This is a genomic window from Peribacillus frigoritolerans (assembly GCF_040250305.1).
Lineage (GTDB): Bacteria > Bacillota > Bacilli > Bacillales > DSM-1321 > Peribacillus.
In genome coordinates this window covers 3,523,641-3,539,523 of the sequence record NZ_CP158190.1, presented here as the reverse complement: position 1 = coordinate 3,539,523, position 15,883 = coordinate 3,523,641, and the positions used below count along the sequence as shown (strand labels likewise).

Sequence of the window (15,883 nt, the reverse complement as noted above, 5' to 3'; positions counted from 1 at the left end):
CTGGGGCGTCAAGTGGACAAACTGTCCGTGAATACTTGATACATTTAACTGAACATCAGTTGCGAGTTCTCTTACTGATGAAAGATTCCTTTAAATGATGATGGATACAGCTCTTTCCTTTAAAAGGAAATAATGAAAATCAATAATGCAAAGCAACCGTATAAATGCATTCATGAATTTCGTGACTTTGACAGAGATATAGTAGCAGAAAGGGTGAATAGCAATGCCAAAACCGGTAATTGCGATAGTCGGTCGTCCGAACGTGGGAAAATCGACAATTTTTAATAGAATAGTTGGAGAACGGGTTTCGATTGTCGAAGACGTTCCTGGAGTGACCCGGGACAGGATTTATAGTTCTGGTGAATGGTTGACACATGATTTTAACATTATTGATACAGGTGGAATTGATATCGGTGACGAGCCGTTCCTGGAACAAATTCGCCAGCAGGCTGAAATTGCCATCGACGAAGCCGATGTGATAATTTTTATGACGAATGGTCGTGAAGGGGTAACGGCTGCTGATGAAGAAGTCGCTAAGATTCTCTATAAATCGAGAAAGCCGGTTGTCCTTGCAGTAAATAAAGTTGATAACCCAGAAATGAAGGATCAAATTTATGATTTCTATGCGTTAGGTTTTGGCGATCCATTCCCGATCTCCGGTTCTCATGGGCTTGGTCTTGGTGACCTTCTGGATGAAGCGGCCAAACATTTCCCTAAATTCACTGGACAGGATTATGATGATGATGTCATTAAATTCAGTTTGATTGGAAGACCGAACGTAGGTAAATCATCTCTGGTCAATGCATTGTTAGGTGAAGAACGTGTCATTGTAAGCGATATTGAAGGTACGACTCGCGACGCGATTGACTCTCCGTATAAGTACAATGGCAAAGAATATGTCATTATTGATACTGCAGGGATGAGGAAAAAAGGTAAAGTGTATGAAAGCACGGAAAAATATAGCGTACTTCGTGCATTAAGGGCAATCGAACGTTCAGACGTTGTTCTTGTGGTCCTGAACGCTGAAGAAGGTATTCGTGAGCAGGATAAAAAAATTGCCGGATATGCCCATGAAGCGGGTAGGGCGGTCATCATCGTCGTCAATAAGTGGGATGCCATCGAAAAAGATGAAAAAACGATGAAGGATTTTGAAGAAAAAATCCGTGCCCATTTCCTATTCTTGGATTATGCGCCAATCATTTATCTTTCTGCCTTAACGAAAAAACGTACACATACCTTAATACCGGTCATTGATCAGGCTAGTGAGAATCATGCTATCCGGGTTCAGACAAATGTATTGAATGAAGTGGTCATGGACGCCGTGGCGATGAATCCGACACCGACACATAATGGCAACCGTTTGAAAATTTATTATACGACTCAGGTAGCGATCAAGCCGCCAACTTTCGTTGTATTCGTTAACGATCCGGAGTTATTGCATTTCTCATATGAGAGATTTTTAGAAAATAGAATTAGGGATGCCTTTGGTTTTGAAGGTACACCAATACGAATTTTTGGACGCCAGAGAAAATAGTAAAGGTGGTTATACCATGGTGAAAGATAAAGAAAGTATCGCAGTTATCGGAGCAGGGAGCTGGGGAACTGCTTTAGCGCTCGTGATCGCTGATAACCAGCATGAAGTGAGATTGTGGGGACATAATCAGAATCAAATCAATGAAATAAATCAAAATCATACGAATGAAAAATACTTGCCTGGGATTGAATTGCCTTTGGGGATTAAAGGTTATTCTTCGATTAAGGAAGCATTGGCCGGGATTGAAATAATAATTTTGGCTGTGCCGACCAAAGCTTACCGGGAAGTGCTTGGTCAGATTAAAGAGGCTCATGATAAGCCATTGACAATCGTTCATGTGAGTAAGGGGATTGAACCTGATTCCCTGCTTCGTATATCGGAAATGATTGAGGAAGTCTCTTCGGCGGATTGGCTTAAAGATATAGTGGTTCTTTCAGGACCGAGTCATGCTGAAGAAGTCAGTCTACGTCACCCGACAACAGTTGCCGTTTCTTCAAAGAATATGAAGGCTGCCGAAAGGGTTCAGGACATCTTCATCAATAATAATTTCCGTGTGTATACAAATCCGGACTTGATTGGTGTTGAAATCGGAGGGGCATTAAAGAACATCATTGCATTGGCTGCCGGAATTACGGATGGTTTAGGCTATGGGGATAATGCCAAGGCTGCATTAATGACACGAGGATTGGCTGAAATATCCCGTCTAGGGGTGGCCATGGGGGCTAACCCGCTTACGTTTTCAGGTTTAGCTGGGATTGGCGACTTGATCGTCACTTGTACAAGCGTACATTCCCGTAATTGGAGAGCTGGAAATATGCTTGGAAAAGGGCAAAAGCTTGAAGAAGTTTTGGAAAACATGGGTATGGTCGTTGAAGGTGTCAGAACCACTAAAGCCGCCTATCAACTAGCTCAAAAGTACGAAGTGAACATGCCGATCACTGAAGCCCTGTACGATGTTTTATTCAATGGGGAAGAAGTGAAAAAGGCAGTTGACCTCTTGATGAATCGTTCAAAAACGAATGAGATGGAAGAACTTTATAACATTTTGGATAGCAGACAGCAGGATTGAAATCCGAATCTGAGGATTTTCATAAAAGAATTTCATTAAATTAGGCATTTGATGATGCGCCTTGCCGTGTATCAGCATACAATGCAACGAAAGTAAACTAGTAATTTGACCTCGGCACGGGGGATTTAGTCAAATGAGCAGAAGATATTTAATATCTTCTGCTTTTTTTTATGGGCAAAAAATTACCTGTTCTCTTATGAATAATTGAATAAGTTATTCAAATTTGCATAAAGCATTCTACATATTTCCTTGTTTTTTGTTATAAATCGACTATTTTTTTTGGTATGAAAATTGCGAGGTGTAATATGACCAAAGAATTATAAGGGAGGCCAGAAAAGTTGGTTAACTTTTCTCGCTAAAAAAGGAAGGGGAATGATACATGCAAACAGGTAATCTGAAAAGGTCTTTAAACTTGTGGCATATCGTATTGCTTGGTGTTGGATATATGACGCCGATGGTTGTTTTTGATACATTTGGGATAGTTTCCGAAAAAACGGGGGGACATGTGCCAACCGCTTATGTCATTGCTCTTTTAGCGATGTTGTTTACTGCCGCCAGTTATGGGAAAATGGTAAAAATTTATCCGCAGGCAGGTTCATCCTATACTTACACACAAAAAACGATCAATCCACATTTAGGCTTCCTTGTCGGGTGGTCTTCGTTACTTGATTATTTATTTTTACCGATGGTGAATGGCATATTAACAAAAATATACTTAACAGCTCTTTTTCCGGAGGTGTACCCGTGGATATGGGTGGTGGCATTTGTCCTTTTAATGACAGGCATTAACTTATTCAATGTTAATTTTGCCGCCAACTTTAATAGCTTCCTTGTTTTTTTTCAAATGTTGGTGATTGTTATATTTGTGGCGCTTGTCGTTAAAGGGGTCATGGGTGGAGCAGGGACTGGAGAGGTCTTATCGGTTCAGCCATTCTTCGGGCATCATATGGAAATGTCGACGCTCATAACTGGTGCTACAATCCTTTGTTTTTCTTTCTTGGGGTTTGACGCTGTCACTACTTTATCGGAAGAAACACCGAATCCAGCTAAAACGGTTCCCCGGGCCATCTTTTTGACCGCCCTTATCGGAGGGGTTTTATTTGTGACGGCATCATTCTTTACACAGTTATTTTTCCCGGATGTTTCCCGTTTTAGCGATCCAGAAGCAGCTTCTCCGGAAATTGCCCTTTTTGTTGGCGGGAAGTTATTTCAAGCCTTCTTTCTTGCAGGAACTTTATGTGGTACACTTGCCTCCGGGCTTGCATCCCATGCTAGTGTTTCTAGGTTGCTATATGTCATGGGACGTGACCAAATGATCCCGAAAAAACTATTTGGGTTTGTCCACCCAAAATACAACACGCCATTTTTTAATGTCATATTTGTTGGGTCCATATCATTGGTTGCCTTATTCCTTGATTTGGTTACCGCCACTTCCCTCATAAACTTTGGAGCATTAATTGCTTTTACTTTCGTGAATATTTGTGTAATCGTCCATTCAATAAGAAACAAAAGCTTCAGAACGATTAAAGGATTTCTTTCAACTATTCTGTCCCCGGTTTTAGGTGCTGCATCGGTCTTCATCCTTTGGCTTAATCTCGAGACGAGTTCATTGATCCTAGGAATTGTATGGGCGGTAATTGGGATTGGTTATCTTCTGTATCGGACAAAATGGTTTACGGAATCCCCCCCGCTATTCCGTTTTGAAGAGGCACAGTGAATTTACTCACTTCATGAACGAAGGAGTCTGTTATATGGCTGATGAGAAAATGAAAAGGTCTTTAACGCTCTTTCTATTCGGTTTTTTGTCATGGAATTAGCAACAGTGATTTAGCGCTTATGGAATTGCTGCAGAGATGTCACGTGGAATGGTTCCGGAGGCCTGCTTGTTCGCTTTAATGATGATGCTTTTCACAGCATATATTATGGACAGATGGCAAAGGTCATTCCTTCGGCAGGTTAGGTATATGCGTACGCGCAAAGTTCTATCAATACATATGCCGGTTTTCTTAGATCGATTTTTTATCCATTTAAATGGTCAATTTCTTGTTTTCGGCATTTTTTCTTCTCAGCAGCTTTTCCTTTTGTACCGGCTTTTGCATGGGTGCTGAATTTACTGATTATTGTGACGGTTATCGATATCATGGGGATGAAACCGGCTGCCTTCTGTACTATGGCTGCTTTTTCATAGCCATATTCATCGTTTTATCAATCCTGATCAGGAATAATAAGAAAAGGTGAACGGTCCTTTATAAAATAAGTCTAAGGTGCATAGCAGGTTTTTAGGTCAAAAGGGTCCGTTAAAGGACCCTTTTGTTGTGGAATGGATAAAGGTAAATGCTGGATATGAGTAATCGTACATGTAATTTTTTATCTAGCAATTCAGAATTGTGATAAAATATAGGTTAGGTTACAAAAGGAGAGTGAAACTGTGTTATCTATTCCGGATGATAAAATAAGACCATTCATAACTATAACAATTGATCAGCCTACATTATCAGACCAAAAAATTCATGAGATACAGGAACCTTTCTTCTTTCTTATGAAGGAAAATCAAGTGTTTGCGTATATCCGCATGGATGACCTCCCGTTAAATGAAAAAATAACGACAGTCGATCAGCTTTTACAGTATGCTTTTTCGATTGATAATGTCTGTAAATTAACCCCTAACATATCCTTGCCGCTTCTGTTTCAAATTATCGGTGAACCTATCGTGCTGATAAAAACGGATGATGGCCTGCTTACCGGTTATGTAAAAAGGGAAGATGTGTTAGCAGAATTATTCAAGCAGGACAGCAAACAAAATTTAGACCTGCTAAATGTTATTTTAACCTCCATTCCTATGGGGATTTTTGTAGCTGATAAAGAAAAAAATATCGTGAACTTCAATGAATCAGGCTTGAAGATGATAAAAAAGCCTTCTGAACAAGTTCTAAATGAACCTGCTGCGGACATCTTCAATAAGCAGCATATACATAGCGTGTTTGCCAGCGGGAGCAGTATTCTGAATCAGTTGGAGATTACTGATGTCATGAGTGTGCTTGTCGACTATAGCCCGATTCTGAACCATGAAAAAGAAGTCGAAGGCCTGATCATCATCGTTCAGGATTTACCGATGGTTGAGGAAATGGCCATGGAAATAGAATTGATTAAAAGCTCGAATAAAGACTTGAATGCCATTTTAGCGAATATCTATGATGAAATACTTGTAGTCAATCAAAAAGGAGAGCTGCTGCGTTATAGTGACAGCATCATCTCAGGATTCTGGGGGAAGAATTTAAAAGATTATATCGGGAAGAATCTTTTGCAATTAGAAGATGAAGGGATTTTTAATCCTTCGGTCACCCGGTTAGTCCTTGAACAAAAAAAGAAAGTATCGATTGTCCAAGATACTAAAATGAATAAAAAAGTCCTTTCCGTCGGCACCCCTGTATTCAATGAAAAAGGGGATATAGATCGAATCGTCATTGCATCAAGGGATATAACGGAAACGACACAATTGAAATCGGAATTAAATGAAATGAGGAAAGAACTGGATTCATTCAAAAAACAGGATCAATTTTATAAAGAGTTGGTTTTTGCAAGTCCTAAAATGGAGCAGATCATCAGCCAAGTCAAGAAAATCGCTCATTTCTCATCAACTGTATTGATCAACGGGGAGTCGGGAGTAGGTAAAGAAGTGATAGCCGAAGCCATTCATAAAATGGGCAGGCGGTCCAAGCAGCCTTTCCTTAAGATAAATTGCGGGGCGATTCCGGAAAACCTCCTCGAAAGTGAATTGTTTGGTTATACGAAGGGTTCCTTTACAGGAGCGGATAAAAATGGGAAGGTAGGATACTTTCAGCAGGCCAATAAGGGTGTTTTATTCCTTGATGAAGTGGGTGACATGCCCATACACCTGCAAGTTAAGCTGCTGCGGGTCCTCCAGGAACAGGAAGTGATTCCGATTGGCAGCACTACACCCATTTCCATTGATGTTCAAATTGTTGCGGCCACGAATAAGAGTCTGGAAAAAATGGTTGAGATGGGGACGTTCAGAGAAGATTTATTCTATAGATTAAACGTCATACCCATACATGTGCCCCCTTTAAGGGAAAGGCCGGAGGATATACCGCCGCTAGCCTTTCATTTCCTGCAAAAACTGAATGAAAGGTATCAGCGGAATTACCACTTTTCCCCCGATGCATTAAATATACTGGAAGTCTATACATGGCCGGGGAACATCCGTGAATTGCAGAACATGATTGAAAGATTGGTTGTTTCTGCAGATGAAGAGATGATCGATGCTGATTTCATTCAAAGGTTCATACCTGTGGGCAGTGACTTTAAACAATCGAAACCCATCATTACGAGAATCCTTCCGCTGCAGGAAGCAATGGATCATGTCGAAGAGCAATTGATCATGCTTGCCATGAAACAGTATAAAACCACGACCAAAGCGGCAAAAGCGCTCGGGATAAGTCAATCGTCAGTGAGCAGGAAGTATCAAAAAGTGTTAGCTGAACAGAGTAAGAAAATCGAAAAAAATGCATATTGAATAAAAGCCGTTGCCGAGTGATGAAAAATCACTCGTCAACGGCTTTTATTTTATAAGAGCATTTGGGAAGTTTTTTTTTATGATTTACAAGGATGATTATGCAAATTGAAATATCGATATGCAAATTTGCATAATTTTAGCGTAATTTATCAAAAAGAATGCGGTTTTATTGGGTAATTAACTTGGCATGGTTCTTGCTTGATTAGTAAGTATAAGAAAAAAGGGAGGTAAGCATCAAAGTTTTATAAAATAAGCAATCTCAGTTAACCATCCACTAAAGTTATAAAAAAAAGGAGCTTATAAAATGTCAATTAACGTAGAAAGTAAAAACACTCAAGCTAACCAATCAGCAACCCAAGATTATATTAAAAAAGTGCTTCAATTAATCGAGCAAAAAGAAATTTCAAAAGAAGATGCGCAGTGGGTAACAAAAGAAACGGTCGAGAATTTCCGTAACCATGTAAACCCTGGATTTTTGGAATATCGGAAGACGGTCACTAAAGACACACAATTCGCTTCGGTGGAGTGGTCTGATCAAGATTCCTGTTTTACGGATGTAAATGGAAAAAAATATATTGATTGTTTAGGCGGGTTTGGTATTTATAATGTTGGCCATCGTAACCCTAAAGTAGTAAAGGCAGTAACCGATCAGTTACAAAGACAAGCCCTTCATAGCCAGGACTTACTTGACCCATTACGTGCAATGCTTGCCAAGATCCTTGCCGAAATCACGCCGGGAGATCTAAAATACTCGTTCTTTACGAACAGCGGTACCGAGAGCGTGGAGGCTGCACTTAAGCTGGCTAAAATGTACAGTGACAAATACACGATCATTTCCACGACAAAATCATTTCATGGGAAAAGCCTTGGTTCCCTATCGGCAACGGCAAAGGGCATGTTCAGAAAACCGTTCATCCCGTTGGTACCAGGTGTGCGTCATGTACCATTCGGTGATGTGGATATGATGAGAAAAACGTTTGAAAGTTGTGCATTGGTCGGTGAAGATGTTGCTGCTGTGCTGTTAGAGCCTATTCAAGGTGAAGGAGGGGTCATTCTTCCTCCGCAAGATTATTTAAAGCAGGTTCGGGCATTGTGTGACGAATATGATGCGTTATTGATCTTGGATGAAGTGCAAACAGGAATGGGACGGACAGGTAAAATGTTCGCTTCTGAGCTATATGATGTTGTTCCGGACATTATTTGTTTAGCGAAAGCATTTGGCGGCGGAGTAATGCCTGCAGGAGCTGTCGTAGCCAATGAGAAAGTATTTAAAAGCTGGTTCGACAATCCATTCATGCACACTACGACATTTGGTGGAAATCCACTAGCTTGTGCTGCGGCCATTGCTACGATCGACGTACTTTTGGAAGAAAACTTACCGCAGCGTGCTGCAGAAGTTGGTGAATACTTCTTAAATGGGTTAAGGGAAGTGGCTGCTGAACACAAAGATAAGGTCTTGGAAATCCGCGGCCAAGGATTGATGATTGGCATTGAGTTCCATAAAGATGAAGTGGGTTATGAATTCTCAAAAGCCCTCTTTGATAAAGGCATCTTGGTGGCAGGTACGCTTATCAATTCCAAAACAATCAGGATTGAGCCGTCATTGACTATTCAGTTGGATGAAGTCGATACAGTCATTAAAGCGTTTAAAGAGGTCTTACCGACGCTTCAATCTTAATTTAAAAAAGCAGTAAAACAGCCTTTGGGCTTGATAAAAAGGTTTCGGAATGGTCTCATTCCGAAACCTTTTTGATTTTTTTTGATTTGTAGCAGTTTTAGAGAATAGTGAACTCTCCAAGGTCATTATTTAGACCATTTCTACCCTTCGTCAAGTCCAGTTGGCCATCTTCTTTACATTAATGGCAGCCTCCATTTTACTAACCAAATGGTTCGTTGCACCAGGTGGTCTAAAGTAAACATTTCAAGCTGATCAAAGGTATCCTCATCACCTCAAGTTTTCATCCTTCTAATTAAGGAGCTTATCTTACTGTTAAAACAAAGTTGATTGGAGCGGGTGTACGAGACTCCTGCGGGGAAAGCGGGTCCAAGGGAGACCCCGCAGGCGCTAATAGCGCCGAGGAGGCTCCCGGACCGCCCGCGGAAAGCGAGTGCCCTACGTTCCAATCAACGGTCATATTTTAAACACCTTAAAAAACTGTCGACAAACTCAATTATTATCGAGTTTGTTTATAAACTGAAACAACCTTTGGGCTGTTTTTTTGTTGCTTGGAGATAGGAGGTATGTTAATAACTTACAATACTTAATTCTCGTTTTATATTTTTTCATGAAAATGAGTCATGAAAACGGGAATTATACAGATTGGACAAGGATTTAATTCCTTTAACGTAATTTGGTATGTTATAATAATTTCTGGAAAAAGGAGTGATGAAGATATGACACCAGCTCTGCAAAAAATGTGGATATCCTTTATAGCAATGGGCTTTATGATTATCTCTATATTTCTAATCTACTTAAGCCGCTATAAATTAAAAGGCTTTTGGAGAGTCTTGACAGCAATTATCGCATACATACTTATGATTCTGGCCGGCTTGATCATCCTTATCGTTGTTCTTAGCGGGCCAACCACTTGATAGGTGAGGAGAAATGATGAGAAATTTTTTCAAAATATTATGTTTATTTTGCATCTCTGTATCATTATCTGGCTGCTTATATCCGGAGAAGCAAAAAATGCAAAACCAATTGCCTTATAAAGAGCAAATACAATCCGTCCAAAGTGCAGTGGATCAATTTCAGAAAGATGAAGGGGGCATACTGCCCATCGTTACAAAAGATGCAGGTACACCGATTTATCAAAAATATGTCATAAAATTTTCAAAGATTTCACCGAGGTATATGGCTGAACCTCCGGACAATGCATTTGAATCCGGAGGCGTCTTTCAATACATCCTCGTTAATGTTGAAAATGATCCGACCGTAAAGCTGTTGGATGTCAGGATGGCGCAGAAGATTCAGGATGTTTCCTTGAGATTGACTGCGTATCAGCAAAGCAACGGATACCCGCCATTTAAGGAAAGGTTATCCGATAATGTCTTCACGCTTGATTATGAAAAAATGGGCCTGAAGGAAGCTCCGACGGTCACGAGTCCATTTTCACAAAAAGACTTATATCTCGTAGTTGATGGTCAAGGCAGTATTTTTGTTGATTATACCCCGGATTTAATTGAGGCATTGAAGAAGCATGAGGGGGAAATGAAGCCAGGTGAAGATATCCGGGAACTGCTGGTGCAGAGTTCGGAGTTCGTCCCTGCCTATTCCTTGCCATATACAATTGATGAAAAAACAAAAAAACCAATATTCCTTACAAAATAGGCATAACCCTTCTTCTGCAAAATATATTGTAGGGGAAGGGTTATTTCTTTTATCTTTATTTCATCTTACTTTTAAAATAACAACCCTTATATAAAATTTCTGGTGGAGGAAGGGATTGAACCAGGGAAATAATTGGAATAAATTTTTAGGACAACATCATAGATATATAATGTCCTAAATAAATGCAAATGGATAAACGAAATCCCAAAACTCTAATTCGGGAGGGGATACCTTGGAAAAGGTAGATATTTTTAAAGATATAGCTGAACGGACCGGTGGCGACATATATTTGGGGGTGGTCGGTGCCGTCAGGACGGGGAAATCCACATTTATTAAAAAATTCATGGAGCTAGTCGTCATTCCGAATATTCCGTCAGAGGCGGACCGCGCAAGGGCACAGGATGAATTGCCTCAAAGTGCTGCTGGAAAGACGATCATGACGACGGAACCCAAATTCGTACCGAACCAGGCAGCATCGATTCAAGTGGCTGAAGGTCTCGACGTGAATATTCGTTTAGTTGATTGTGTCGGTTATACAATACCTGGGGCTAAAGGGTATGAAGATGAAAATGGTCCCCGCATGATTCACACGCCTTGGTATGAAGAGCCGATTCCGTTCAATGAAGCGGCTGAGATCGGTACTCGCAAAGTAATTCAGGATCATTCCACATTAGGCGTGGTCGTTACGACGGATGGGTCGATAGGAGAAATTCCGCGAAGTGATTATTTAGAGGCCGAGGAAAGGGTTGTCGAAGAATTGAAGGAGGTTGGCAAGCCATTTATCATGATTGTCAATTCCGTTCAGCCTCACCACCCGAATACGATAGCCCTGAAGGAATCCCTGCAGGAAAAGTATGATATCCCTGTATTGGCGATGAGTGTCGAAGGAATGCGGGAATCGGATGTTTACAGCGTACTCCGCGAGGCCCTGTACGAATTCCCAGTTCTCGAGGTCAATGTAAATCTTCCGAGCTGGGTAATGGTTCTGCGCGAGGATCATTGGTTAAGGGAAAGTTACCAGGAAGCGGTTAAAGAGACCGTCAAGGACATTAAACGCCTGAGGGATGTAGATCGTGTAGTCGGTCATTTCAATGAATTCGAGTTCATTGACCGTGCAGCGCTTGCAGGCATTGAGATGGGGCAGGGTGTTGCAGAGATCGACCTATACGCCCCTGATGAACTCTATGATGATATTCTGAAGGAAATTGTCGGTGTGGAGATTCGGGGCAAGGATCATCTATTATCTTTAATGCAGGACTTTGCGTATGCCAAAGCAGAGTATGATCAGGTGGCCGATGCATTGAGAATGGTCAAACAAACAGGATATGGTGTCGCAGCCCCTTCCCTTAACGATATGAGTCTTGATGAACCGGAAATCATCCGTCAGGGAGCCAGGTTCGGTGTCAGGCTGAAAGCCGTAGCTCCTTCCATCCATATGATCAAGGTCGATGTCGAATCAGAATTCTCGCCAATCATCGGTACTGAAAAACAAAGTGAAGAATTAGTCCGGTATCTGATGCAGGATTTCGAAGACAATCCACTTTCCATTTGGAACTCAGATATTTTTGGCAGAAGCCTAAGTTCCTATGTAAGGGAAGGCATACAGGTGAAATTAGCGATGATGCCTGACAATGCCCGCTACAAATTGAAAGAAACACTGGAAAGGATTATTAATGAGGGCAGTGGGGGATTGATTGCCATCATCTTATAAAAACGTTTAAAAGCTGGACCAACTCCATTTATGGATTGGTCTTTTTGCATGCGAAATACTCAGGATCACAATAAAATTTTCATTTTGAACGCTAAAATTTGAAATAATCTGCTGTTTTTTAGTATAATCTTGAAAAAACCCTGTGGTTAAGCGATTTTCAGCAATATAATAAGTTTAATTTCTATAAAAAAGGGAAATGATGAATAGCGAAAGACAAAATTTATAATATATACAATTATTAATGAAAAGATTCCCATTATTTTTTGAATTCCCTTGCTAAGCTAATAGGATTTGTGATAATCTACATACAGAAAACGCGTTATAACAGCGATTTCAACCTATTTATAAATTTCCGGATGAATTATTTGGAAATTAATTCGGCTTGGTAATCCTTGATTGCCAGGGAATGAAAATTTTTGGACCAAAGCTAATATCAAATCACTATTATAGTGTTGTAATAATGATTTTTTATAAAGATTCCTTTTTGGGAGGAGGTGAATGGCATGAACAAAACAGAATTAATTAATGAAGTTGTTACAGCAACTGAAATTTCTAAGAAAGACGCTACAAAAGCTGTTGATGCTGTTTTTGATACAATCTTAGAAGCTCTAAAAAACGGTGATAAAGTCCAATTGATTGGTTTTGGTAACTTTGAAGTTCGTGAACGTGCGGCTCGTAAAGGCCGTAACCCACAAACTGGTGACGAAATCGAAATTGCAGCTAGCAAAGTGCCAGCTTTCAAACCCGGTAAAGCGCTGAAAGATGCAGTGAAGTAATTCTACCATTACATACGGGTGCTTAACCGAAAAGGGCCGCGTGAAAACGCGGCCCTTTTTTTGCTTCTTAATTTCCATCTGTGATAATATAAAAGACAGTGAATATTTTAGAAACGCTGCAGATGGTTAATCCGTCACAGGGAAATGCCCATCCAAAAACAGCTTCCGGCGAAACTGCCGTTCAAGGGCTCAATGTATGGGTCTTCTTTAATAATTGCAATTATGGATATCCGGGTGCAACGCGCTTTGGATTTTTTATCTGAATACATAATATTATTGATTTTTTAGGAGGTACAAAAATGGCTAATGTTGATCATGCCAAATTGGAAGAAGCGGTTAAAATGCTTCTTGAGGCTGTAGGGGAAGACCCAACGAGGGAAGGACTGCTGGATACTCCTGGCCGTGTAGCCAGAATGTATGAAGAAATTTTCTCTGGACTTAATCAGGATCCAAAGGAATATTTCGATACTGTTTTTGGAGAGGACCATGAAGAACTCGTACTTGTAAAGGATATTCCATTTTACTCAGTATGTGAACATCATTTAGTCCCTTTTTATGGGAAAGCCCATGTAGCATATATTCCGAAAAACGGAAAAGTGACTGGCTTAAGTAAATTGGCACGGGCAGTAGAGGCTGTATCGAAGCGTCCGCAACTTCAAGAGCGCATCACTTCCACAGTTGCTGACTCGATAATGGAAAAGCTCGAGCCTCATGGTGTAATGGTTGTAGTAGAGGCTGAACATATGTGCATGACCATGCGAGGTGTAAAAAAACCTGGATCTAAAACAGTGACTTCAGCTGTAAGGGGAACGTTTGCGAAGGATCATCGTACTAGAGCTGAAGTGCTGGCATTCATTAAAGACTAAGGACATGGGGGCAGGAAAAAATGAATGAAAAAAAGATCTTGAATGATTTTGTCGTAATCAAAGCCATTGAGGATAGTGTGAACGTCATCGGGTTGACAAGGGGAACGGACACCAAGTTTCATCACTCCGAAAAACTAGACTCAGGAGAGGTGATGATCGCACAATTCACGGAACATACCTCGGCAATTAAAATCAGGGGCCATGCAAAAGTCTATACTCCATTCGGAGAGATAGAAAGTGATTCCAAAAAGAATTCACCTGAGAAATGATAGCTTCTCAATACTTGGTTAATTAGTAAATCAATCATCTGATATCACGTTTAACAAGCTGTAAATTTCCCGCATCCATTTTTTGAAGAGCAAAAGTCGATGGTTTCCTTACCTTTGGAAGTTTCATTTTATAAACGTTGACCATTTCATCTGATTGTTTTTATGGTATAATAATGTGTATTTTACACAGACAGAAACCAATATGTATGAAAAAAATTATCTTTCGGGGATGCAAGGGTGATCTCAATTGTTAAACATAACGGACGACATAAGGCAATTAAAGCGATTAATAGAAACGAAAGCTCAACATCCATATTTATTGAAGTATATACAAAAGCCAAGCTTGGACGAAGATAAACTGATATTGCTTTGGGGATTGTTTAACGATTTGGACGTTTTAAGCGAAAAACGAAATCAATACATCATTTCAACCATGTTAGTGCAAATAGCTCTGGATACCCATGAAATCGTCTCGAATTCAGGAGAAGGAACCGAGTTGCCCGAGGTATTGAAAAATCGTCAATTACAAGTGCTTGCCGGTGATTACTATAGTGGCTTATATTATCAAGTGCTTGCCAGTGTAGGTAATGTTGATATGATCCGTATACTTTCGAGCGCGATAAAAAAAATAAATGACAATAAAATCATTCTTTACCAACAAGGGTCCATTAATGATGTCCCAACGCTTTTAATGACGATCAAAGCGATCGAGGCTTCGCTGATTCATAAACTGGCGGATTACTATAATGAGCCTGCCTGGATAGAAATAGCGGAAGATCTGCTGCTTTTAAAACGGTTGCATGCCGAGAAGAACAGTTATATGGAGTCGGGGCAATCGATAGTTTTTGATGTCCTAAGGGAAATGCCTCTCGATGACTCGATTGGCGGGGAAGTTACCATTTCGGAAAAAGAAGAACAGGTACGCACCCAATTCGACAAGTGCCTGAGGGATACCAGGCAATCCGTACAGTGCTCGATGCGGAAGCTGGCAAAGTTGGATGATGAACTTCTGGAAAGAGTGAAGGCCATCTTGGAACAAACAGAGAGTATAGCAAATTCATATGTGAAAGAAGGGTGAATCATGGAGCAGTCTAAAGAGCAAAAAGTTCATCATGTCTTTGAAAAGATCTACGGAAATTATGACAAGATGAATTCCCTCATCAGCTTTAAACAGCATCTTAAATGGCGGAAGGCTACAATGGCCATCATGAATGTCCCAAAAGGCGCCCATGCACTGGATGTATGCTGTGGAACAGCGGACTGGACCATTGCCCTTGCTAATGAAGTAGGACCAGAAGGAAAGGTTGTTGGTCTGGATTTTAGTAAGAACATGCTGAAAATCGGCGAACAAAAGGTAAATGAACTCAATCTGGAGCAAGTGTCCCTGATGCATGGGAATGCAATGGAGCTTCCTTTTGAGGACGATAGCTTTGACTATGTCACGATCGGTTTCGGGCTGCGGAATGTCCCCGATTACATGAAAGTGCTTAAAGAGTTAAACCGGGTAGCCAAGCCGGGTGGAATGATCGTTTGCCTGGATACTTCACAGCCTACGATGCTTGGCTTTAAACAGGGCTATTATTTTTATTTCCGTTTCATCATGCCCATGTTTGGCAAATTATTCGCAAAAAGCTATAGCGAATACTCATGGCTGCAGGAATCGGCTCGGGATTTCCCTGGCATGAAAAAGCTTGAAAACATGTTCAAGCAGGCGGGAATGGAAAATGTCAGTTATAAGGCCCATTTCGGTGGGGTAGCAGCAACACATTTCGGGTACAAGCCTTCAAAATAAG

13 protein-coding genes are annotated in these 15,883 nt (G+C 40.7%); all 13 read left to right on the top strand.

Going from position 1 to position 15,883, the window contains the following annotated elements; translation table 11 throughout:
• Positions 1–223 precede the first annotated feature (223 nt).
• The 13 genes from der (at position 224) to ABOA58_RS17210 (ending at position 15,882) form a co-directional block, all read left to right on the top strand.
• Positions 224–1,534, top strand: a complete 1,311-nt coding sequence (gene der, locus ABOA58_RS17270) for a ribosome biogenesis GTPase Der (protein WP_137016033.1) — start codon at positions 224–226, stop codon at positions 1,532–1,534.
• 16 nt (positions 1,535–1,550) lie between these two features.
• Positions 1,551–2,603 carry an NAD(P)H-dependent glycerol-3-phosphate dehydrogenase gene (locus ABOA58_RS17265; RefSeq protein WP_350299371.1) on the top strand — a complete coding sequence of 351 codons (1,053 nt, stop codon included), beginning with the start codon at positions 1,551–1,553 and terminating at the stop codon, positions 2,601–2,603.
• A gap of 379 nt (positions 2,604–2,982) precedes the next feature.
• Positions 2,983–4,320: an APC family permease gene (locus ABOA58_RS17260; protein ID WP_350299370.1), complete on the top strand. Its 1,338-nt coding sequence runs from the start codon at positions 2,983–2,985 to the stop codon at positions 4,318–4,320.
• Positions 4,321–5,031: 711 nt separating this feature from the next.
• Complete coding sequence (locus ABOA58_RS17255) at positions 5,032–7,137, top strand: sigma 54-interacting transcriptional regulator (RefSeq protein ID WP_350299369.1); 2,106 nt, start codon at positions 5,032–5,034, stop codon at positions 7,135–7,137.
• Between the two features lie 304 nt (positions 7,138–7,441).
• Positions 7,442–8,815 carry a putrescine aminotransferase gene (locus ABOA58_RS17250; RefSeq protein WP_350299368.1) on the top strand — a complete coding sequence of 458 codons (1,374 nt, stop codon included), beginning with the start codon at positions 7,442–7,444 and terminating at the stop codon, positions 8,813–8,815.
• Between the two features lie 716 nt (positions 8,816–9,531).
• Positions 9,532–9,729, top strand: coding sequence for a DUF2768 domain-containing protein (locus ABOA58_RS17245; protein ID WP_101222425.1), 198 nt, complete (start codon positions 9,532–9,534; stop codon positions 9,727–9,729).
• A 16-nt stretch (positions 9,730–9,745) separates the two neighbouring features.
• On the top strand, positions 9,746–10,468 hold the full coding sequence (locus tag ABOA58_RS17240) for a hypothetical protein (RefSeq protein ID WP_434547796.1): 723 nt from the start codon (positions 9,746–9,748) through the stop codon (positions 10,466–10,468).
• Between the two features lie 232 nt (positions 10,469–10,700).
• Entirely contained in the window at positions 10,701–12,179 is a 1,479-nt protein-coding gene (gene spoIVA, locus ABOA58_RS17235; protein WP_101222423.1) for a stage IV sporulation protein A, read from the top strand.
• A gap of 503 nt (positions 12,180–12,682) precedes the next feature.
• On the top strand, positions 12,683–12,955 hold the full coding sequence (locus ABOA58_RS17230; protein WP_034308023.1) for an HU family DNA-binding protein: 273 nt from the start codon (positions 12,683–12,685) through the stop codon (positions 12,953–12,955).
• Between the two features lie 299 nt (positions 12,956–13,254).
• Positions 13,255–13,821 (top strand): GTP cyclohydrolase I FolE, encoded by a 567-nt coding sequence (gene folE / locus ABOA58_RS17225; protein ID WP_063233209.1) that lies wholly within the window; start codon positions 13,255–13,257, stop codon positions 13,819–13,821.
• 20 nt (positions 13,822–13,841) lie between these two features.
• A complete protein-coding gene (gene mtrB, locus ABOA58_RS17220; protein WP_137016024.1) occupies positions 13,842–14,090 on the top strand; it encodes a trp RNA-binding attenuation protein MtrB in 249 nt (82 codons plus the stop codon).
• Positions 14,091–14,337: 247 nt separating this feature from the next.
• The gene (locus tag ABOA58_RS17215; RefSeq protein ID WP_350299366.1) at positions 14,338–15,168 is read left to right on the top strand and encodes a heptaprenyl diphosphate synthase component 1; all 831 of its coding nucleotides are present in this window, start codon (positions 14,338–14,340) and stop codon (positions 15,166–15,168) included.
• Positions 15,169–15,171: 3 nt separating this feature from the next.
• Entirely contained in the window at positions 15,172–15,882 is a 711-nt protein-coding gene (locus ABOA58_RS17210) for a demethylmenaquinone methyltransferase (protein ID WP_350299365.1), read from the top strand.
• The last annotated feature ends 1 nt before the right edge of the window (position 15,883 follow it).